This is a genomic window from Bradyrhizobium sp. WBOS07 (assembly GCF_024585165.1).
Classification (GTDB): Bacteria; Pseudomonadota; Alphaproteobacteria; order Rhizobiales; family Xanthobacteraceae; genus Bradyrhizobium; species Bradyrhizobium japonicum_B.
The window spans coordinates 6,232,161-6,252,203 of the sequence record NZ_CP029008.1 but is presented as its reverse complement, the minus strand read 5'-3'; the positions used below and the strand labels follow the sequence as shown (position 1 = coordinate 6,252,203).

Below are 20,043 nucleotides of genomic sequence, written 5' to 3'. Positions count from 1 at the left end.
ACAACTCGCCCCACCACTTGAGACCAGGGAGACAAGGCCCATGCTGAATACCGCGACCAAGTCCGAGGCACCGGGCACCGAGCAGGAGCTGACGGATGGCTTCCATCTCGTCATCGACGCGCTCAAGCTGAACGGCATCAACACCATCTATAATGTGCCGGGCATCCCGATCACGGACTTGGGCCGCATGGCGCAAGCCGCCGGTATTCGCGTGATCTCCTTCCGCCACGAGCAGAACGCGGGCTATGCCGCGGGCATCGCCGGCTATCTCACCAAGAAACCCGGCGTCTGCCTCACCGTCTCGGCGCCCGGCTTCCTCAACGGTCTCACCGCGCTCGCGCACGCCACCACCAATTGCTACCCGATGATCCTGGTCTCGGGCTCCTCCGAGCGCGAGATCGTCGACCTTCAGCAGGGCGATTACGAGGAGATGGACCAGCTCGCGATCGCAAAGCCGCTGTGCAAGGCGGCCTATCGCGTGCTGCACGCCCAGGACATCGGCATCGGCTTCGCCCGCGCCATCCGCGCCGCGGTCTCGGGCCGTCCGGGCGGCGTCTATCTCGACCTGCCGGCAAAACTGTTCGGCCAGGTGATGAACGCCGAGGCCGGCCGGAAATCGCTGGTCAAGGTGATCGATGCTGCGCCCGCGCAGATCCCCTCGCCCGCTTCGGTGAAGCGCGCGCTCGACGTGCTCAAGAGCGCCAAGCGTCCGCTCATCATCCTGGGCAAGGGCGCGGCCTACGCCCAGGCGGATGAGGAGATCAAGAGCTTCGTCGAGAAGAGCGGCGTGCCGTTCCTGCCGATGAGCATGGCCAAGGGCCTGCTCCCCGACACCCATCCGCAATGCGCCGGCGCAGCCCGCTCGACCGTGCTGAAGGACTCCGACGTCGTCATGCTGATCGGCGCGCGGCTGAACTGGCTGCTGTCGCACGGCAAGGGCAAGAGCTGGGGCGAAGCGCCGAAGAAGTTCATCCAGGTCGACATCGAGCCGAAGGAGATGGACTCCAACGTCGAGATCGTCGCGCCCGTGGTCGGCGACATCGGCTCGGTCGTCTCCGCCTTCAACCAGGCGATGGCAACGGGCTGGACCGCCCCGCCCGCCGAGTGGACCAAGGCGATCTCGTCCAAGCGCGAAGAGAACGTCGCCAAGATGGCGCCGAAGCTGATGAACAACAAGTCGCCGATGGACTATCACGGCGCGCTCGGCGTCTTGAAGAATGTCATCAAGGACTATCCCGAGGCGATCCTCGTCAACGAAGGCGCCAACACGCTCGACCTCGCCCGCGGCGTCATCGACATGTACCGCCCGCGCAAGCGTCTCGACGTCGGCACCTGGGGCGTGATGGGCATCGGCATGGGCCAGGCGATCGCGGCCGCGCTCGAGACCGGCCACCCCGTGCTGGCGGTGGAAGGCGACTCGGCGTTCGGCTTCTCCGGCATGGAGGTCGAGACCATCTGCCGCTACAATCTGCCGATCTGCGTCGTCATCTTCAACAATGACGGCATCTATCGCGGCACCGACGTCAACGGCGCGAATTCCGATCCGGCGACCACCGTCTTCGTCAAGGGCGCGCGCTACGACAAGATGATGGAGGCCTTCGGCGGCGTCGGCGTGAATGCGACCTCGCCCGACGAGCTGAAGCGCGCCGTGAACGACGCGATGAAGTCCGGCAAGCCGACGCTCATCAACGCCGTGATCGATCCGGCCGCAGGCTCGGAGAGCGGCCGCATCGGCAACCTCAACCCGCAGAGCGTTCTGCAGAAGAAGAAGTAAGTCCACCCCTCAACCCTTATTCCCTGCCGGGTGCAGGGGCAGACACAAGAGTACGGAGCAACACGATGACCAAAGCGCTTGAGGGCGTTCGCATTCTCGACTTCACCCACGTCCAGTCCGGACCGACCTGCACGCAGCTGCTGGCATGGTTCGGCGCCGACGTGATCAAGGTGGAACGTCCGGGCGTGGGTGACATCACCCGCGGCCAGCTGCAGGACATCCCGAACGTGGACAGCCTGTATTTCACCATGCTCAACCACAACAAGCGTTCGATCACGCTCGACACCAAGAACCCCAAGGGCAAGGAAGTCCTCACCGAGCTGATCAAGAAGTGCGACGTGCTGGTGGAGAATTTCGGCCCCGGCGTGCTCGACCGCATGGGCTTCCCCTGGGAGAAGATTCAGGCGATCAACCCGAAGATGATCGTCGCCTCGATCAAGGGTTTTGGCCCCGGTCCGTACGAAGACTGCAAGGTCTACGAGAACGTCGCGCAGTGCACCGGCGGCGCCGCCTCGACCACCGGCTTCCGCGACGGCCTGCCGCTCGTGACCGGCGCGCAGATCGGCGATAGCGGCACCGGCCTCCACCTGGCGCTCGGCATCGTCACCGCGCTCTATCAGCGCACCAACACCGGCAAGGGCCAGCGCGTCACCGCCGCGATGCAGGACGGCGTGCTCAACCTCTGCCGCGTCAAGCTGCGCGACCAGCAGCGCCTCGCCCACGGCCCGCTCAAGGAATACAGCCAGTTCGGCGAAGGCGTGCCGTTCGGCGACGCCGTGCCGCGCGCCGGCAACGATTCCGGCGGCGGCCAGCCCGGCCGCATCCTGAAGTGCAAGGGCTGGGAGACCGATCCCAACGCCTACATCTACTTCATCACCCAGGCCCCGGTCTGGGAGAAGATCTGCGACGTGATCGGCGAGCCCACCTGGAAAACCGATCCGAACTACGCCAAGCCGGCCGCCCGTCTGCCGCGCCTCAACGAGATCTTCGCCCGCATCGAGCAGTGGACGATGACCAAGACCAAGTTCGAGGCGATGGAGATCCTCAACAAGGACGACATCCCCTGCGGCCCGATCCTGTCGATGAGGGAGATCGCGGAAGACCAGTCGCTGCGCGCGACCGGCACCGTGGTCGAGGTCGACCACCCCACCCGCGGCAAGTACATCTCGGTCGGCAACCCGATCAAGCTGTCGGACAGCCCGAGCAACGTGCAGCGCTCCCCGCTGCTCGGCGAGCACACCGACGAGGTCCTGCGCTCGGTGCTCGGCTTCTCCGATCACCAGGTCGCCGAGATCCACAAGTCCGGCGCGCTCGACCCGCCGCAGAAGCAGGCCGCGGAGTAAGCGACACCGTCTCGACCAAGACGGAAGGGCCGCCCGCAGGGGCGGCCTTTTTGCTTGGGAAGGCGCAACGTCGCAGGCTCAAACTAAAAAAGTGAGAAAAACAACCCCATGCATAGTAGCCAAGTCCTTGGCTTCAAACGCGATTTCTGATACGCCGAAAACTATCCGAGGCGTCGGGCAAAACAGGGGCGCGCTCTCCGAGCGGCCTCCGAAATACAGCACCACCGCCGCGTTGAGCTCGCTATGAAGCCCTGGCGGTCGAATCCCGCCGGCACGTCGGCTCCGGCCCGTCGGGCGTAGACATCTTGCCGTCATCGTTGGCGTCGAGGCAAAGTGCGGGAAAAGGGAGCTCTCCATGTCACTGCTGGGCAAGGCCGCCGTCGCGATGTGGTGGAGCGTTCGCGCCGAACAGCGGGCCGAGTTCGGCGACTGGCATTCGCATGAGCACTTTCCGGAGCGGATGAGCATTCCCGGCTTCCGGCGCGGATCGCGCTGGACCAGCACGACGGATGCGGAAGGTTTCTTCGTGCTCTACGAGCTCGCAGAGTATGAGGTGCTCACCTCGAAGGGATATCTCGACCGGCTCAACGCGCCGACGCCGTGGTCGGCGAAAATGATGCCGCATCATCTCGGCATGATCCGCAGCCAGTGCCGCCTCGTCGAAAGCTTCGGTGGTGGCGTTGCGACTTCGCTCGCGACGATCAGGTTGTCACCGCAGGCCGGACGCGAGGCGGACTTGCAGGCGCAGCTTGCGAACACGCTCGGCACATTGGCACAGCAACCGGGGCTGACCGGCGCTCACCTGCTGCGCACCGATACCCCGCGGACGAGCGCGCCCACCACCGAACAGCAGATCCGCGGCAAGGACGGCGCCGCCGACTGGATCGTGCTGCTGTCAGGCTACGATGCCGATGTCGTTGAGGCCGTGATCGCGGGCCCGCTTTCGCCCGGGTCGCTTGGCGCCCTGGGCGCGCAGAACAATCCGACCATCGGCCGCTACGGGCTGGCGTTCACGATGACGCCGCAGGATGTCGCAGCCGTCTAGGCGACCCGCGGAACACCCGCGAAAATATCCGCCGCGCCTTGTCGGATCGGCGGCTTCCCGGTCGTCCTCGTGACATGAATGGGCCATAGACGCCAATCTCGGGCCCATCAAGACAAAGAGGATAACAACCATGCCCAGCACTGTCCGCCTGCACCGCGTTCTCGCCGCCAGCCCCCAGAAGGTCTATCGCGCCTTCCTGGAGGCGGATGCGATGGCGAAATGGCTTCCGCCGAACGGCTTCACGTGCACCGTGCATCATTTCGAGCCGCAGGTCGGCGGCACGTTCAAGATGTCGTTCCGGAATTTCACCACGGGCAACAGCCATTCGTTCGGCGGCGAATATGTCGAGCTCGTCCCCGGCGAACGCCTGCGCTACACCGACAGGTTCGACGACCCCAACCTGCCCGGCGAAATTCAGGTGACCGTGAACCTGAAGAAGGTCTCGGTCGGCACCGAGATCGAGATCACGCAGGCCGGCATTCCCGACGTCATTCCGCCGGAGGCTTGCTATCTCGGCTGGCAGGAATCGCTGCGCAATCTGGCGAAGCTGGTCGAGCCGGAGATCAATCAATAGCGACGACGGCGGCATCGTAGGGTGGGCAAAGGCGCAAAGCGCCGTTCCCACGCTCTTTCCGATACGGCGATAGACGCGTGGGCACAGCGCGCGAAGAGCGCGCCTTGGCCCACCCTACGGCACTCTCTCAACCCGCAAAAGATGCCGGGCACGCCTGCTGCGGGCCTTTGCCCAGGCGACGGCACTGGTGTGCAGTCTTGATATGCGTCAAACTATCAAGATGGCGAAGCGGCTAGGAGCACGAGTCTTCCCTGCCGATCGGAGGCGAGATGATGAGATCTGCTGTCGAATGCTTGATCATTGCCGGTCTTGCCGCCGGTTTCGCCGCCTCCGCTCACGCCGAAGACGTCGACATTGGCAAGGCCGAATTCCAGTCTTCGTGCGCGAGTTGTCACGGCCCTCAGGCAAAGGGCAACGGACCGGTCAGCGGCCAGCTCAAGACCCCGCCGTCCGACCTCACCATGCTGGCCAAGAACAACAACGGGGTGTTTCCCACCAACGCCGTCTACGAAACCATCTATGGGTCGAAATCGGTCCCCGCGCACGGCACGCGTGAAATGCCGATCTGGGGCGAGCGGTTCAACCCGATCGTTAACCTGCCTCACGCCGTCGATCCCTATTATTGGCAAAAGGCCGGGCCGCAGCAAAACCCGGAGGTCGTGGTGCGGACTCGCATTCTCGCGGTGATCGACTACCTGAACCGAATTCAGCAGAAATAGCGCCGAACAGCCTCCCGCAAGGACGCTGCGCGCCGCCTGCTATGCCTTCGCGGCCAACCCGCCGCCTGCGGTCCAGCGATCCGGATCCGGACTGTGCCCGATCAGCGCAAGCCCGTAGGCGATCGACTCGAACTGGTCGCCCGACATCAGCCGCTCGTTGCCGAAGCGTTCGGCGAACAGCTTTCGCACGGCCGGCACGAACGAGCTGCCGCCGGTCAGGAAGACCCTCTCGATCTCGCGCGCGGCGATGCCGGCTTCGGCCAGCACCTTGTCGACGGTGGCACCTAACCGGGCGATGTCGTCGGCAATCCAGGATTCGAAATTCTTCCGCGTGATGGCCGCGCCGATGTCGACGCCGCCGCCTTTGAAACGGAAGTCGACCTCGTCCTGCGCCGACAGCGCGACCTTGGCGTCGGACACCGCGCGGTACAGCGCAAAGCCGAGGTCGAGATCGACGATGGTGATGAAGTCCTCGAGTAGCTCAGGCTTGAGCGCGGTGCGCTGGAGCTCCCGGAGCTCGCGCAGATCGCCGTTGCTCTTCATCATCGCCAACTGATGCCAGCGCGCCAGATTGGTGTAGTGGCCGCTCGGGATCGGCAGCACCTTGTCGAAGGAGCGGAAGCTGGAGCCTTTGCCGAGCCGCGGCGAGACCACGTGGTCGACGATCCTATAATCGAACGTGTCGCCGGCGATCCCGATGCCGGCATGGCCGAGCGGCTCGGCACGAAGGACACCGCCTTTGCGCGAGAAGCGCATTACGGAGAAATCGCTGGTGCCGCCGCCGAAATCCGCAACCAGCACGGTGGCATCGCGCTCCAGCCTGCGGGCAAACGAGAACGCCGCGCCCACGGGCTCGTAGACATAGCGGGCATGGCCGGCGCCCAGGCGCTCGAACGCGGCGCGGTAGCGCTCCATCGCCAGCGCCTCGTCGGGATTGCCGCCGGCAAAGCGCACCGGGCGGCCGACCGTGATGGTCGAGGTCTCGAAGCCGAACTTCTCGCCGCCGTGGCGCGCCAATGTCCGCAGGAACGCCGCCAGGATGTCCTCGAACTTGAAGCGCTGCCGAAACACCTGCGTGGTGGTGAAGCTGCTGCTCGCCGCAAAGGTCTTGAACGACTGCAGGAAGCGGTAGACGTGACGGCCTTCGAGGAATGTCTTGATCGCCCACGGGCCGCCCTCGGCCTGTGCGCCGGCGCCGGGCCGGTCCTCCCAGAAGCACAGCGCCGACACGTAGACGCTGTGGCGCTGTCCGCCGTGGTCGAACCGGATGGCCTCGACCCGGCGATCGTCCGCCGCAAGCGCGACGACCGTATTGCTGGTTCCAAAATCGATGCCGATCGAGACGGCGGGTGAGGCGCTCGACATGAACCACTCTGACAGATGATTGGAAGGGGGCAGACCACTAGCGGCTTTGACTTGCCCTGCCAAGGCCCGTCCGCTGCAGTGCGGTCAGAACCTGGCGCCCGTCTCCATCGGAATCCCGCCTCGGAGCGAACGATTTGGCCACCCTCCAGCTCCACAATCTCGCATTATGCTGCAATGCGGTGCATCGAATGCTGCTATGCAAACAAGAGCGTAGACACTGGCATCTGGTATACATAAATTCCCGTTCGCCATGAGACGCCAAGACTGACTGGCTTAAGACTGGCCGTCTCGAGAAAGGGAATTCCGATGTCCAAGACCGCTTCCGTCGCTCTCGCCCCCTCCGCCTCGCTGTTCGCCCGCCTGATGGCCGCGATCGACAGCTTTCTGATGGCAAGCGCCGAGATCTCGAACCATAACGGCGATCTGCCGCGTTTCGGCCTGTAACGGCCGGCGCCCGCCCGTCAAATGACGGGATGGCAGCCTCCGCAGACATGAGGTTTGATCAAATGGCCCCGCATGCCGGGGCCATTTTCTATTCGCGCCACCTTCCGCGGCCGGGCCCCAACTGCGACAATTAGTCCACTGCGCGCCGCCCCGAGCCGATTGTTTGTCTACTGGCATCTCGCATACCATGCATTCAATCAATCTAAAACAATTACACAATCAAAGGTAGCAGGCGGAGGACTCAACGCAGCGGAGGCACGGCCCAGGGACAGATGTGCCGCGCCCCTGGCCTAGCCTTAGCCGAAATGACTGGATGCCGCGCGTTGTCCCCGCTCATAGAATTTCGATTGGGACTTGGGAGATCAACCGCTAGGTTGCCCCCGGGCACATGACTTGAGATGGGCTGACGCAAGCCGACAAAGAGCGGCTGCGGTGAGGGTTCGACAGGGAGAGAAACAGATGAAGCCACTCGTTCTGAATGTCGCTGTGGCGGCAATCGCGATGTCATGCGCCAGCAGCACGGCAAGCCGTGCAGCCTGGGAGCCGGTCCGCCCGGTCGAGTTCATCGTGCCCGCGGGCACCGGCGGCGGCGCCGATCAGATGGCGCGCACCATCCAGGGCATCGTCACCAAGCACAATCTGATGAAGCAGCCGCTGGTCGTCATCAACAAGGCTGGCGGCGCGGGCGGCGAAGGCTTCCTCGACGTGAAGACGTCGGCGAACAATCCGCACAAGATCATCATCACGCTGTCGAACCTGTTCACCACGCCGCTGGCGACGGGAATTCCTTTCAACTGGAAAGACTTGACGCCGGTGGCGATGCTGGCGCTCGACGAGTTCGTGCTCTGGGTGAATGCCGAGAAGCCGTACAACAGCGTCAAGGACTACGTCGATGCCGTGAAGAAGGCCTCGCCTGGCTCGATCAAGATGGGCGGCACCGGCTCGAAGCAAGAAGACCAGATCATCACGGTCGGCATCGAGAAGGCGATCGGCTCGAAGTTCACCTACATCCCTTACAAGGGCGGCGGCGAGGTCGCGGTGCAGCTCGTCGGCAATCACCTCGACTCGACCGTGAACAATCCGATCGAGGCGGTCGCGCAATGGCGCGGCGGCAAGCTGCGTCCGCTCTGCGTCTTCGACGCCCAGCCGATGACCTATGACGAGCCGATCGCCGACGGCAAGGCCTGGAAGGATATTCCGACCTGCAAGTCGCAGGGTCTCGCGATGGAATATCTCATGCTGCGCGGCGTGTTCATGGCGCCCAAGGCCACGAAGGACCAGGTCGAATATTACGTCGAGCTGTTCAAGAAGGTCCGCGCCACGCCGGAATGGCAGGAGTTCATGAAGAGCGGCGCCTTCAACACGACCTTCCTGGCGGGCGCCGACTACGCCAAGTGGGTCGAGGCGGAGGAGAAGCGCCACGAAACCCTGATGAAGGAAGCCGGCTTCCTCGCAAACGCGAATTGACCCGCGACATCGACGGCGGCTGAGGGCGCCGATCGCCCTCCCGCCGGCCGCGGCCGCGAAAGACTGCAATTCTGCCTGGAGGTCCCATGACTGAACGATCCAGATCCGCATCTGGCCCGGCACACAAGACGCTGGAAATCGGCATGGCGCTGCTGATCGGCGCGTTCGGCCTGATCGTGATCTTCGGCAGCCTGAAGGCCGGCATCAACTGGGGCGCGGAGGGCCCGCGTGCCGGCTTCTTCCCCTTCTACATCGGCGCCGCGATCGTCGGCGCGAGCGCCATCAACCTCTGGCACGCGCAACGCGACGACGACGGCCGGCTGTTCGCCGAATGGGGACAGCTGCGCCAGGTCATGAGCGTCGTCGTGCCGACCGCGATCTATGTCGGCTCGATGCCATTCATCGGCCTCTACGTCGCCTCCATGGTCTTCATCGCCTGGTTCATGCGCTGGCTCGGCAATTATCGCTGGGTGACCACCATCGCAATCGCGGTCGGCATGCCGGTCCTGACCTATCTCGTTTTCGAGCGCTGGTTCCTGGTCCCGCTTCCCAAGGGTCCGTTCGAGGAATGGCTCAGCCTGTAAGAGCCGAGCCGTCATTTCCGTCACTGCTGCAGGACGTATCGATATGGAAGAGTTGGCCAATCTGTTTCACGGCTTCGCGGTCGCCCTGCAGCCCTACAACATCATGCTGATGATCATCGGCATCACGCTCGGGGTCATCATCGGCGTGCTGCCGGGGCTCGGGGGCGCCAACGGCGTCGCGATCCTCTTGCCCCTCACTTTCAGCATGCCGCCGACATCGGCGATCATCATGCTGTCCTGCATCTATTGGGGCGCATTGTTCGGCGGCGCCATCACCTCGATCCTGTTCAACATACCCGGCGAGCCCTGGTCGGTGGCGACCACCTTCGACGGCTATCCGATGGCGCAGCAGGGCAAACCCGGCGAAGCCCTGACCGCCGCCTTCACCTCCTCCTTCGTGGGCGCGCTGTTTGCCGTCATCATGATCACGCTGGTTGCGCCGCTCGTTGCGGGCTTCGCGCTCAGATTCGGGCCAGCGGAGAAGTTCGCGGTGTATTTCCTCGCCTTCTGCAGCTTCGTCGGCCTCAGCAAGGAGCCGCCGTTCAAGACCATCGCGGCGATGATGATGGGCTTTGCGCTCGCGGCGGTCGGCCTCGATTCCATCACGGGACAATTGCGGCTGACCTTCGGCGTCACCGAGCTGCTCAACGGCTTCGACTTCCTGATCGCCGTGATCGGCCTGTTCGGCATCGGCGAGATCCTGCTGACCATGGAGGAAGGGCTGGCTTTCCGCGGCGGCAAAGCCAGCATCAATCTCAGGGTCGTGCTGCACACCTGGCGGGAATTGCCGGCCTATTGGATGACCTCGCTGCGCTCCTGCCTGATCGGCTGCTGGATGGGCGTCACGCCCGCCGGCGCGACGCCGGCCTCCTTCATGAGCTACGGCATCGCCAAGCGCCTGGCGCGGCGCGGCAACAATTTCGGCAAGGGCGAGATCGAGGGCGTGATCGCGCCCGAGACGGCCGCGCATGCCGCGGGCACCGCAGCGCTGCTGCCGATGCTGTCGCTCGGCGTTCCCGGCTCCCCGACCGCCGCCGTCCTGCTCGGCGGATTGCTGATCTGGGGCCTGCAGCCCGGCCCCATGCTGTTCGTCGAGCAGAAAGAGTTCGTCTGGGGCCTGATCGCCTCGATGTATCTCGGCAATCTCGCCGGCCTCATCGTCGTGCTCACCTGCGTGCCGGTCTTCGCCGCGATCCTCCGCGTGCCCTTCGGCATCATCGCGCCGCTCATCCTGGTGCTCTGTGCGATCGGCGCCTATTCGGTGCACAACAGCACCTTCGACGTGATGTTGATGCTGGTGTTCGGCGTGCTCGGCTATCTCCTGAAGAAGTGCAACTACCCGCTCGCACCGCTCGTGCTCGCCATCGTGCTCGGCGACAAGGCGGAGGAAGCCTTCCGGCAATCGCTGCTGGGATCGCAGGGATCGCTCGGCATCTTCTTCTCCAACGGCCTCGTCAGCACGATCATGGCGCTCGGCCTGGTCGCCCTGTTCTGGTCCGCGATCCAGGAAGGCTACAGCCGGCTGCGCACCTCGATGGCCTGAGGCGCCGCGAACCGGCGCCAGCGCACTGCTTCCCTCGCCAAATTGCCGCAGGCCTGACTTCTGGAATATAGAATTCCACGGTATTGGGCGGTCTCTCCGCCCATCGTGCGCCGGCGGCCCGGGTGCGGCGGCGTGGAAAATCCCCAACGGACAGGCGTTCGACGGCGCGTCCGCGGCTTCGCCGCAATGCCAAAAATATCATACATATCAATAATTTAAATTCAAGCACCCGCGCCGCCGCCGCACGTCGCCAACAATTCGGGCTTTACAATCCGGCGCTCTTGACGCATGTGAACAGGGCCGCGTTATTTTGCCGCACCTCCCCGTCCTCAGCTTGAATCTTGGCATAATGCATACCAGGATGCCCGCCAGCGCATGCATAAAAATGAGCGCGTTCGGGAGGGTTATTAATGACGGATATGGTGCAGTCGGCAGCAGCGGCCCCTGGTGCCGCCCGTGTGAGCGATGCTTATCGCTGGGCACAATTGGCCATCGGCGTCGGCGCGATGGTGATGATCGCCAACTATCAATACGGCTGGACGTTCTTCGTCCCTGACATCCAGAAGACGTTCGGTTGGGATCGCGCCTCGATCCAATGGGCCTTCACCCTGTTCGTGCTGTTCGAGACCTGGCTGGTGCCGATCGAAGGATGGTTCGTCGACAAATACGGTCCGCGAATCGTCGTGCTGGTCGGCGGCGTGCTCTGCGCCATCGGCTGGGCGATCAACGCGCAAGCGACCTCGCTCAACGGCTATTATCTCGGCATGATCATCGCGGGCATCGGCGCCGGCGGCGTCTACGGCACCTGCGTCGGCAATGCGCTGAAGTGGTTTCCGGACAAGCGCGGTCTTGCCGCGGGCATCACCGCCGCGGGCTTCGGTGCAGGCTCCGCCCTCACCGTCGCGCCGATCCAGGCCATGATCAAGGACAGCGGCTTCCAGGCCACCTTCCTCTATTTCGGTCTCGGCCAGGGCATCATCATCTGCATCCTCGCTTTCTTCCTGCTGTCGCCGAAGGCGGGCCAGGTGCCGAACGTGGTGCCGAACGCCAATCTGCTGCAGACTCGGCGCAACTACCAGCCGACCGAGGTTTTGCGTCAGCCGATCTTCTGGCTGATGTACTTCATGTTCGTGATCGTCGGTGCCGGCGGCCTGATGGTGACGGCCAATCTGAAACCGATCGCGGCCGACTGGAAGGTCGACAACGTGCCGGTCACGCTGATGGCGGTGACGATGACCGCGGTGACGTTCGCGGCCACGATCGACCGCGTGCTCAACGGCCTGACGCGTCCGTTCTTCGGCTGGATCTCCGACATGATCGGCCGCGAGAACACAATGTTCATCGCCTTCGGCATGGAAGGCTTCGGCATCTGGATGCTCTACCTCTGGGGCCACGATCCGATCTGGTTCGTGCTGCTCTCCGGCTTCGTGTTCTTTGCCTGGGGTGAGATCTACTCGCTGTTCCCCTCGACTTGCACCGACACGTTCGGCGCCAAGTTCGCGACCACCAATGCCGGCCTGCTCTACACCGCCAAGGGCACGGCCGCGCTGCTGGTGCCGATCGCCAACTACATGCAACAATCGTCGGGCACCTGGGACAGCGTGTTCATCATCGCAGCCGGCGCCAACATCCTGGCCTCGCTGCTGGCGATCGCGGTGCTCAAGCCCTGGCGCAAGATCGTGGTCGCAAACTCGACCGTCTGACCCGCTCCCCACAGCTCTTCATCGAGCAGACCGCCCGGCCTCGCGGCCGGGCGTTTTCGTTTGTTGGGAAGCTCGGAGGGATCGCGGCTGGAACTCGGCCCTATGCCGAAGACGGACAAGTTAGGGCTTGCAATCTGGAATATTGCATACCAATCTCCGGATCAGCGCCTGCGACGATAAGCCACAACATTTGCGACATCAGGTCATCTTGCCGCCCTGCATCGCAATCAATCAGGCGCATGGGAGGTTCTAATGATTTCCAGCTCGGACGGTGCCGTCACGGCTGCGCCTCTTCGCACCGGCTTCCGCTGGCTCCAGCTCGGCATGGGCATCGTCTGCATGGCGATGATCGCCAATCTGCAATATGGCTGGACGCTGTTCGTCGATCCGATCGATGCGGCCCATCATTGGGGACGCGCCGCGATCCAGCTCGCTTTCACCATCTTCGTCGTCACCGAGACCTGGCTGGTGCCGGTCGAAGCCTGGTTCGTGGACAAATACGGCCCGCGCATCGTCGTCATGTTCGGCGGCGTGATGATCGCACTGTCCTGGATCCTCAACTCCTGGGCCGATTCCCTCACCCTGCTCTACGCAGCCGCGATCATCGGCGGCATGGGCGCAGGCGCGGTGTACGGCACCTGCGTCGGCAACGCGCTGAAATGGTTTCCAGACCGCCGCGGCCTCGCCGCCGGCGCCACCGCTGCTGGCTTCGGCGCCGGCGCCGCGCTCACCGTGGTGCCGATCGCAAGCATGATCGCATCGAACGGCTACCAGCACGCGTTCCTCACCTTCGGCATCGGCCAGGGCGTGATCGTGTTCGTGCTCGCCTTCTTCATCCAGCCGCCGCGGCTGTCGATCCCGCCGAAGAAGAAGCAGCTCAATCTGCCGCAGACCAGGATCGACTTCACGCCGCCGCAGGTGCTGCGCACCCCTGTTTTCTGGGTGATGTACCTCGTCTTCGTCATGGTCGCCTCGGGCGGCCTGATGACGGCGGCACAGATCGCCCCGATCGCGCACGACTTCAAGATCGCCGACACGCCGGTCACGCTCGCCGGCTTCCAGATGGCGGCCCTGACCTTCGCGATCTCGCTCGACCGCATCCTGGACGGTTTCGGCCGCCCGTTCTTCGGCTTCGTCTCCGACACGATCGGCCGCGAGCACACCATGTTCATCGCCTTCGGCACCGCCGCGTTGATGCTCCTGACGCTGTCGGCCTACGGTCACATCCCGTCGGTTTTCGTGCTGGCGACCGCGATCTATTTCGGCGTATTTGGCGAGATCTATTCGCTGTTCCCGGCCACTTGCGGCGACACCTTCGGCTCGACATTCGCGACCACCAACAACGGCATGCTCTACACCGCGAAGGGCACCGCCTCCCTGCTCGTTCCGCTCGCCAGCGTGATCTCGGCGGCCTATGGCTGGAAGGCCGTGTTTGTGGTCGCGGTGGCCCTGAACGCGACCGCGGCGCTAACGGCGCTGTTCGTGATCAAGCCGCTGCGCCGCGCCTTCATCCTCGGCAACGAAGCCGAGAGCACCGAAGCTGCGACCGGCACCGCCAAGACCGAGACGGTGTAACCGCCACACGTGTTTGCTCGACAAGACAGGGGGCGCAGCGCTGCGCCCCTTTTTCTTTTGTCGCGGCGACAAACGTCAGGATCGCTGTCGCAAGATTTTTCGGATCGGCCAAATCCCGCGCTTGACGATTGGCATTATGTATACCACACTTCGCCCAACATTCACCTAGGGAGGTTGCAATGCTGGTCGGAGACATTCTGCGCAAGAAGACGCCGCGCGTTGTTACGGTGCGAATGAACGAGACGGTGGGTATCGCCGCCAAGCTGATGCGCGCCAACAACATCAGCGCGCTGGTGGTCAAGGACGTGGTCCGCTCGGAAGGAAACACCGCGGTCGGCATGTTCACCGAGCGCGACGTGGTGCGCGCCGTCGCCGAGCACGGCGCGAACGCCGTCAACGTCAAGGTCTCGCAGCTCGTCTCGGTGCAGCAGCTCGTGTCCTGCAGCTCGAGCGACACGATCGAGCACGTCCGGCATCTGATGAACCGGCACCACATCCGCCATCTGCCGGTGATCGACGATTACAGCCTCGTCTCCGTCATCAGCATGCGCGACATCGCCGCTGCCGTTGACGAGGCCCTCAACGGCACGCCGCAAGCGGCCGCCTAGAGAGGCGCACACTTTCAACCACGGAAAGGAAGCGCCCCCTCTCCCGCTTGCGGGAGAGGGTTGGGGAGAGGGTGTCTCCGCTGGGAGACTCCCCAAGAGGATAGAGCCCTCACCCGCCGCGCTCTTCGAGCACGTCGACCTCTCCCGCAAGCGGGAGAGGTGCAGAGAGCGCTTGGCACGAACCATCGCAACACTTCCAACTTTGGGTCCCGCGAGGAATTCATGAAGATCTGCATCTACGGCGCCGGCGCGATCGGCGGATATCTCGGGGTTCAGCTCGCGCGCGCAGGGGCCGACGTCAGCCTCATCGCACGCGGCGCGCACCTTGCCGCAATGCGCGAACGCGGACTGACGCTGCTCGCGGGCGAGGAGAAGCACGTCGTGCATCCGCGCTGCACCGATGATCCAACCGAGCTCGGCGTGCAGGACTACATCATCATCACGCTGAAGGCGCATTCGATCACCGGCGTGATCGAGACGATGCAGCCGCTGCTCGGCCCCCACACCCGCATCGTCACCGCCGTCAACGGCATCCCCTATTGGTACTTCTACAAGCACGGCGGCCAATACGAGAACGCGACGCTGGAGAGCATCGACGCCGGCGGACGGCAGTGGCGCGAGCTGGGCGCCGAGCGCGCCATCGGCTGCATCGTCTATCCCGCCACCGAGATCGAGGCGCCCGGCGTGATCCGCCACGTCTACGGCAACAATTTCCCGCTCGGCGAGCCCTCCGGCGAGATCACCGATGACGTGCAGCGCCTCGCCGATCTGTTCGTCGCCGCCGGGCTGAAGGCCCCGGTGCTCGACCGCATCCGCGACGAGATCTGGCTGAAGCTCTGGGGCAATGTCTGCTTCAACCCGATCAGCGCGCTCACGCACGCGACGCTCGACGTGATCTGCACCGACCCGTCCACGCGTGCGCTGTCGCGCGCGATCATGATGGAGACCCAAGCGATCGCCGAGACCTTCGGGGTCAAATTCCGCGTCGACGTCGAGCGCCGGATCGAGGGCGCCCGCAAGGTCGGTGCGCACAAGACCTCGATGCTCCAGGACCTCGAGCGCGGCCGCCCGATGGAGATCGATCCGCTCGTCACCGTCGTGCAGGAGATGGGCCGCCTCACCGGCATCCCGACGCCCGCGCTCGACTCGGTGCTGGCGATGGTGACCCAGCGCGCCCGCATCGCCGGCCTCTATGACGGCGTCTCGGCGCCGGCGGATCCGCGCGCATTGGCGGTGGCGTGATGGCCGGCGGGAGCAAGAAGTGGCTGCGCTACCGCCACGCCGGCACGACCGGCTTCGGCACGCTGACCGCATCAGGCATCAGCGTGCATGAGGGCGAGATGTTCGGCCGCAACGCCGCCACGGCTAAGACGCTGGCGCTGTCGGAGGTCGAGCTGCTCGCGCCATGCGCCCCCAGCAAGATCGTCGCGCTCTGGAATAATTTTCACGCGCTCGCCGCCAAGCTGAACCAGCCCGAGCCGCCGGATCCGCTCTATCTGCTCAAGGCCACCACCAGCATCACGGCGCCGGGCGCCGTGATCCGCCGGCCCTCTTACTACGACGGCAAGACCACCTATGAGGGCGAGCTCGGCATCGTGATCGGCAGGACCTGCGCCCGCGTCTCGCCTGACGAAGCCGACAGCTTCATCTTCGGCTACACCTGCGTCAACGACATCACCGCCAACGACATCCTGACCAGCGATCCCACCTTCCCGCAATGGGCCCGCGCCAAGGGCATCGACGATTACGGCCCGTTCGGTCCCGTCATCGCCACCGGCCTCGATCCGGCCAAGCTCTCGGTCCGCACCATCCTCAACGGCGCGGAGCGGCAGAATTACCCGATCTCCGACATGATCTTCTCGGCGCAGGAGCTGGTCAGCAGGATCTCACACGACATGACCCTGCTTCCCGGCGATCTCATCGCCGTCGGCACCTCGGTCGGCGTCGGCGTGATGAAGGAGCAGTTGAACACGGTGACCATCGCAATCGACGGCATCGGCGAGCTCACCAACGAGTTTCGACTGTAGCCTGTTTTTGGCAGGCCCGCTCCCGAACGACGCGCTATCCCTGCTGCAGCGCGGCAAAATTGATCCTGCGCAAATCACGCCGTCGCAGCCACCACTATCCTCACCGGCAAAAGACCGAGTTCTGATGCAAGGGAGGATGCCATGACGACTGCCGGTAATGCCCTTCTGTGGACGGCTCTGTACTTTGCCCTCGCGTTCGCTGCGATCTTCGTCGTCTGGTTCGCCGACAAGATACGCTCGAGCTTCCTAGGGAAATAAGGCGCGCCGATTCGGCTCGGCGACTGCCGCGACATCCAGGTCCAATCCAGGGATTTCCCACTTCCGGAAGTCCCTACAGCCTTTCATCGTCCCCGGCCCATCGGCTGATGCGGCCAGTTGGGGATTTGCGCCCCGACGCGCGGCCGGTGCCCCGCCGGCCCCTTGCGCCCGGTTCCGCTGTTGGCAATCATGGCGGAAATGTGTGCCGGCGTGAGGAATTCACGATGTGGCTGTTTTTCCTGGTTGCCTGGTTCGGCCTGCTGGCCGTCGCCGCGATCTTCGCCCAGCAGGCGTTCGGATACGATGTCAGTCACCTGCCCGCCTGGTTCGCCAGCCTGCCCACGCCGCAGCGCGTCGCAGCCGGCGCGATCGCCGCGCTGGCGCTGACGCTGATCGGCGCTTCCGTCTGGCGGCTATCGCGCCAGGACCGGCGCCTCGACACCCTGCGCGAGCGCCTCAAGAAGACCCGCGAGGACGTCGTCGTCGCCCACGCCCTGCAAAGCCACCTCGACGCCACGGTCCAGCACTTGATCGACAGCGATCCCCGGGAGGCGGTCTCCGCCCTCCACGACAAGCTCGGCGAGACCGAGCAGCGCGCGCTGCTGCAGCAGGGCCGCAACGAATCCGCCGACATGCACGACCAGCTTGCCGAGATCCGCCGTCGCCAGCAGCATCTGCGCGAGATGGTCGGCAAGGTCGCCGAGCAACGCCGCGCGGTCGAGCCCGTCTTCACCGAGATCCGCGACCGCCAGAACCAGCTCGAACGCTCGCTGCACGACCTCGAAACCGACGACCGCAGGAACAACCTCGCCGACCGGCAGAGAGACATCGCGCGCGACGTCTCGGCGCTGCTGGGGCGGGTGAACGCGGTCCAGGACACCTTTGCGACCCTGAATCAATTCCGGGAGGATCTGGCGAAATCCCACGCCGAGCTGGCGCCGCTGCGGTCCCCGGACACCGGCATCAACGCCCTGATCGGCAAGCTCGGTCTCAGCCATGATCGTCTCGCCAAGACCATCGACGAACTCGAAACCGGCGGCGAGACGCCGCTTGCCACGCGTGCCGAGACGCTGTCGACGAGCAAGATCGAGATCGAGCAGCGCCTCGCCCGCATCGACGACAGCTTCAACATTCTCAAGAGCATTAGGCTCGACCTCGAGGAGCTCGGCCAACGCCGGGCCCAGATCGAGCGCGCGCTCGCCGAGGCCGAGACGGACGCCGACGGCACGTCCCTCGCAGACCGTCAGAACGCGCTGAACGAATTCGTCCTCCAGTCCCGCCAGCGCCTCGGTGCCTTGCAGGAGACGCTGGCGACGCTGAACGCCTTCAAGACGGAGCTGTCGAAGGCGCAGGCCGACCTCGTCCCGCTCAAGGCGCCGGTATTCGGCATCGAGGCCATGATCGCGGAGGTCGGGGCCACCCGCGATCTCCTCGCCAGGACCGTCGGCGAGATCGAGGCGAACGGCAACGTCACCCTCGCTTCGCGCGTCGACGCGCTCACCAAGAGCAAGCGCGAGGTCGAAGATCGTCTCGCGCGCGTCTTCGACAATTTCAACGCGCTCGATGCGCTGCGCAAGGACATCGGCGGCATCTTCGCGACGATCAGGAATAATCTGAACCGGATCGGGTGAGGCGTTGCCTGGAAACCTGCATCGCGCCGTTCGAAACATCCGGACAAATCACATCTGCGCGCGTCAGACATAAGCCGCCAACATGTCCCGCGTGCGCCGCAACTTGGACGCATTCGGCCGCCCTTCTGTAAGGCGTGTCTGGGGGCACGGCATGGCCGTGTTTGGGCCAAACCTTCTAGGGGTATCACTGTGAAGAAGATTGTAATTGCTCTGGGTGCCACGCTTGCTCTGGTGACGGCTGCGAACGCTGCGGACCTGCCGCGCCGCCAGCCCGTGCCGGTCTATTCTGAGCAGGCGCCGATCGGCAAGATGCCGATTGGCAAGAGCCCGGTTGGAAAGGCCCCGATCGGCAAGGCGCCCGGCCCGGTCGCGGCGCGCTACTGACGCGCCGGCGCGATGCGCGCAAGACCAGCGTAAGCGGCCGGCAGTCGAGGGGCACAGCGTGACGAACAAACCTGATCGATCGGGATCCTGCATTCTTGCCGGGCTCGCGCTCGCGGCGATGATCGCGTGCCTGATGCCCGCGGCTTCGGCGCACGAAGCGAACAAGCGCGTTGGCGATGCCAATGCGCTTGCCACGACCGACTCCACGTCGCGGCCGGCGCCGCAATCGACGCGGCGCCCCGTCGCGCGCGTGGAGAAAGGTCCCTATTACGTCGACTTCCGCGCCCGCACGGCCGCGAGCTGGGGTCATGCCTTCGTCTGGTACGGCAAGACCAGCGAGAAGGCGGTCGAGGTCGCAGGCCTCACGCCCGCCGGCGACACGCTGGCCTACGTGCTCGGTCACATCACCTTCGTGCCGTCCGAGACCGGCGCGAGCTACGGCGATCTCGATCCGGAATATCTGACCGCGAGCTATCGCGTCTATCTGAACGAGGCCGACGCCAAGCGCGTGTTCGCCTATATCAAGAAATTGCAGGCGAACTCGCCGGTGTGGAACGCCGAGACCGTCAACTGCACCGGCTTCATCGGCGACATCGCCGAGTTCATGGGGCTCGAGGTCCCCAACCGCTGGCAACGCCCGGAAAACTTCGTCAACCGCCTCAAGGAAATGAACGGCGGCCGCCAGATGGTGCGGCTGTCGGCGCAGTAGCTTCGCATTCAATACAAGCAATTGGCATGAAAGCCGAACTCTCGTGCCCCGGACGCTGCGCAGCACGAAGTGATGCGCTGCAGAGCCGGGGCCCATGGATCAGCACGCCGCGCGGCCTGCTGGGTCCCGGCTCTACGCAGCAACGCCAAGAGGCGTTGCAACGCGTCCGGGACACGGGATCGTTCGAATTGTCCGCCCGCGGAATCTCCTCGCCTTCCTCATGATGCCTCGCCCGGCGACGCAATAGACTTTTGCCACCCCCCGCTGCATCCTTCCCGCAGTCAATCGAT

The 20,043-nt window shown here is 64.5% G+C and carries 18 protein-coding genes; 17 read left to right on the top strand and 1 reads right to left on the bottom strand.

Translation table 11 applies throughout. The features are described 5' to 3' along the window. Positions 1-40: 40 nt before the first annotated feature. From oxc to DCM79_RS29590, 5 genes are all read left to right on the top strand, one after another. Positions 41-1,774 (top strand): oxalyl-CoA decarboxylase, encoded by a 1,734-nt coding sequence (gene oxc, locus DCM79_RS29610; RefSeq protein WP_257177582.1) that lies wholly within the window; start codon positions 41-43, stop codon positions 1,772-1,774. A 65-nt stretch (positions 1,775-1,839) separates the two neighbouring features. Further along, positions 1,840-3,117 carry a formyl-CoA transferase gene (gene frc / locus DCM79_RS29605; protein WP_257177581.1) on the top strand — a complete coding sequence of 426 codons (1,278 nt, stop codon included), beginning with the start codon at positions 1,840-1,842 and terminating at the stop codon, positions 3,115-3,117. A gap of 355 nt (positions 3,118-3,472) precedes the next feature. Further along, on the top strand, positions 3,473-4,162 hold the full coding sequence (locus DCM79_RS29600) for a hypothetical protein (RefSeq protein WP_257177580.1): 690 nt from the start codon (positions 3,473-3,475) through the stop codon (positions 4,160-4,162). Positions 4,163-4,292: 130 nt separating this feature from the next. Then, positions 4,293-4,736 carry an SRPBCC family protein gene (locus DCM79_RS29595; RefSeq protein WP_257177579.1) on the top strand — a complete coding sequence of 148 codons (444 nt, stop codon included), beginning with the start codon at positions 4,293-4,295 and terminating at the stop codon, positions 4,734-4,736. A 293-nt stretch (positions 4,737-5,029) separates the two neighbouring features. Continuing rightward, entirely contained in the window at positions 5,030-5,455 is a 426-nt protein-coding gene (locus tag DCM79_RS29590) for a cytochrome c (protein ID WP_257177578.1), read from the top strand. Positions 5,456-5,494: 39 nt separating this feature from the next. Here the strand turns inward: DCM79_RS29590 and DCM79_RS29585 are convergent, their stop codons facing one another. After that, positions 5,495-6,820 carry an Hsp70 family protein gene (locus tag DCM79_RS29585; RefSeq protein ID WP_257177577.1) on the bottom strand — a complete coding sequence of 442 codons (1,326 nt, stop codon included), beginning with the start codon at positions 6,818-6,820 and terminating at the stop codon, positions 5,495-5,497. A 306-nt stretch (positions 6,821-7,126) separates the two neighbouring features. Here DCM79_RS29585 and DCM79_RS29580 point away from each other — a divergent pair, with 306 nt between their 5' ends. The 12 genes from DCM79_RS29580 to DCM79_RS29525 all read left to right on the top strand — a co-directional run bounded on the left by DCM79_RS29580 (position 7,127) and on the right by DCM79_RS29525 (position 19,753). Next, on the top strand, positions 7,127-7,264 hold the full coding sequence (locus tag DCM79_RS29580; protein ID WP_194388353.1) for a hypothetical protein: 138 nt from the start codon (positions 7,127-7,129) through the stop codon (positions 7,262-7,264). 459 nt (positions 7,265-7,723) lie between these two features. Next, positions 7,724-8,731, top strand: coding sequence for a Bug family tripartite tricarboxylate transporter substrate binding protein (locus DCM79_RS29575; RefSeq protein WP_373568064.1), 1,008 nt, complete (start codon positions 7,724-7,726; stop codon positions 8,729-8,731). Between the two features lie 86 nt (positions 8,732-8,817). Next, entirely contained in the window at positions 8,818-9,315 is a 498-nt protein-coding gene (locus DCM79_RS29570; protein WP_257177576.1) for a tripartite tricarboxylate transporter TctB family protein, read from the top strand. A gap of 43 nt (positions 9,316-9,358) precedes the next feature. Then, positions 9,359-10,858, top strand: coding sequence for a tripartite tricarboxylate transporter permease (locus DCM79_RS29565; protein ID WP_257177575.1), 1,500 nt, complete (start codon positions 9,359-9,361; stop codon positions 10,856-10,858). 410 nt (positions 10,859-11,268) lie between these two features. Next, positions 11,269-12,561 (top strand): oxalate/formate MFS antiporter, encoded by a 1,293-nt coding sequence (gene oxlT / locus DCM79_RS29560; RefSeq protein WP_257177574.1) that lies wholly within the window; start codon positions 11,269-11,271, stop codon positions 12,559-12,561. A gap of 252 nt (positions 12,562-12,813) precedes the next feature. After that, positions 12,814-14,136: an oxalate/formate MFS antiporter gene (gene oxlT, locus DCM79_RS29555; RefSeq protein ID WP_257177573.1), complete on the top strand. Its 1,323-nt coding sequence runs from the start codon at positions 12,814-12,816 to the stop codon at positions 14,134-14,136. 179 nt (positions 14,137-14,315) lie between these two features. Next, positions 14,316-14,744 carry a CBS domain-containing protein gene (locus DCM79_RS29550; RefSeq protein WP_257177572.1) on the top strand — a complete coding sequence of 143 codons (429 nt, stop codon included), beginning with the start codon at positions 14,316-14,318 and terminating at the stop codon, positions 14,742-14,744. Between the two features lie 222 nt (positions 14,745-14,966). Beyond that, on the top strand, positions 14,967-15,986 hold the full coding sequence (locus tag DCM79_RS29545) for a 2-dehydropantoate 2-reductase (RefSeq protein WP_257177571.1): 1,020 nt from the start codon (positions 14,967-14,969) through the stop codon (positions 15,984-15,986). Continuing rightward, positions 15,986-16,771 carry a fumarylacetoacetate hydrolase family protein gene (locus DCM79_RS29540; RefSeq protein WP_257177570.1) on the top strand — a complete coding sequence of 262 codons (786 nt, stop codon included), beginning with the start codon at positions 15,986-15,988 and terminating at the stop codon, positions 16,769-16,771. Before DCM79_RS29545 ends, DCM79_RS29540 begins: the two co-directional genes overlap by 1 nt. Positions 16,772-17,253: 482 nt before the next feature. Continuing rightward, positions 17,254-18,660 (top strand): hypothetical protein, encoded by a 1,407-nt coding sequence (locus tag DCM79_RS29535; protein ID WP_257177569.1) that lies wholly within the window; start codon positions 17,254-17,256, stop codon positions 18,658-18,660. A 183-nt stretch (positions 18,661-18,843) separates the two neighbouring features. Then, positions 18,844-19,044, top strand: a complete 201-nt coding sequence (locus tag DCM79_RS29530; protein WP_049820038.1) for a hypothetical protein — start codon at positions 18,844-18,846, stop codon at positions 19,042-19,044. 58 nt (positions 19,045-19,102) lie between these two features. Beyond that, positions 19,103-19,753, top strand: coding sequence for a hypothetical protein (locus DCM79_RS29525; protein ID WP_257177568.1), 651 nt, complete (start codon positions 19,103-19,105; stop codon positions 19,751-19,753). The last annotated feature ends 290 nt before the right edge of the window (positions 19,754-20,043 follow it).

Excerpts from the sequence above, each read along its gene's own strand:
- DCM79_RS29565 (WP_257177575.1), top strand. The coding sequence starts at position 9,359 with ATGGAAGAGTTGGCCAATCTGTTTCACGGCTTCGCGGTCGCCCTGCAG.
- oxlT (WP_257177573.1), top strand. The coding sequence starts at position 12,814 with ATGATTTCCAGCTCGGACGGTGCCGTCACGGCTGCGCCTCTTCGCACC.
- DCM79_RS29540 (WP_257177570.1), top strand. The coding sequence starts at position 15,986 with ATGGCCGGCGGGAGCAAGAAGTGGCTGCGCTACCGCCACGCCGGCACG.
- DCM79_RS29535 (WP_257177569.1), top strand. The coding sequence starts at position 17,254 with ATGTGGCTGTTTTTCCTGGTTGCCTGGTTCGGCCTGCTGGCCGTCGCC.
- oxlT (WP_257177574.1), top strand. The coding sequence starts at position 11,269 with ATGACGGATATGGTGCAGTCGGCAGCAGCGGCCCCTGGTGCCGCCCGT.
- DCM79_RS29575 (WP_373568064.1), top strand. The coding sequence starts at position 7,724 with ATGAAGCCACTCGTTCTGAATGTCGCTGTGGCGGCAATCGCGATGTCA.
- DCM79_RS29595 (WP_257177579.1), top strand. The coding sequence starts at position 4,293 with ATGCCCAGCACTGTCCGCCTGCACCGCGTTCTCGCCGCCAGCCCCCAG.
- DCM79_RS29585 (WP_257177577.1), bottom strand. The coding sequence starts at position 6,820 with ATGTCGAGCGCCTCACCCGCCGTCTCGATCGGCATCGATTTTGGAACC.
- DCM79_RS29600 (WP_257177580.1), top strand. The coding sequence starts at position 3,473 with ATGTCACTGCTGGGCAAGGCCGCCGTCGCGATGTGGTGGAGCGTTCGC.
- DCM79_RS29580 (WP_194388353.1), top strand. The coding sequence starts at position 7,127 with ATGTCCAAGACCGCTTCCGTCGCTCTCGCCCCCTCCGCCTCGCTGTTC.
- DCM79_RS29570 (WP_257177576.1), top strand. The coding sequence starts at position 8,818 with ATGACTGAACGATCCAGATCCGCATCTGGCCCGGCACACAAGACGCTG.
- oxc (WP_257177582.1), top strand. The coding sequence starts at position 41 with ATGCTGAATACCGCGACCAAGTCCGAGGCACCGGGCACCGAGCAGGAG.
- frc (WP_257177581.1), top strand. The coding sequence starts at position 1,840 with ATGACCAAAGCGCTTGAGGGCGTTCGCATTCTCGACTTCACCCACGTC.
- DCM79_RS29545 (WP_257177571.1), top strand. The coding sequence starts at position 14,967 with ATGAAGATCTGCATCTACGGCGCCGGCGCGATCGGCGGATATCTCGGG.
- DCM79_RS29550 (WP_257177572.1), top strand. The coding sequence starts at position 14,316 with ATGCTGGTCGGAGACATTCTGCGCAAGAAGACGCCGCGCGTTGTTACG.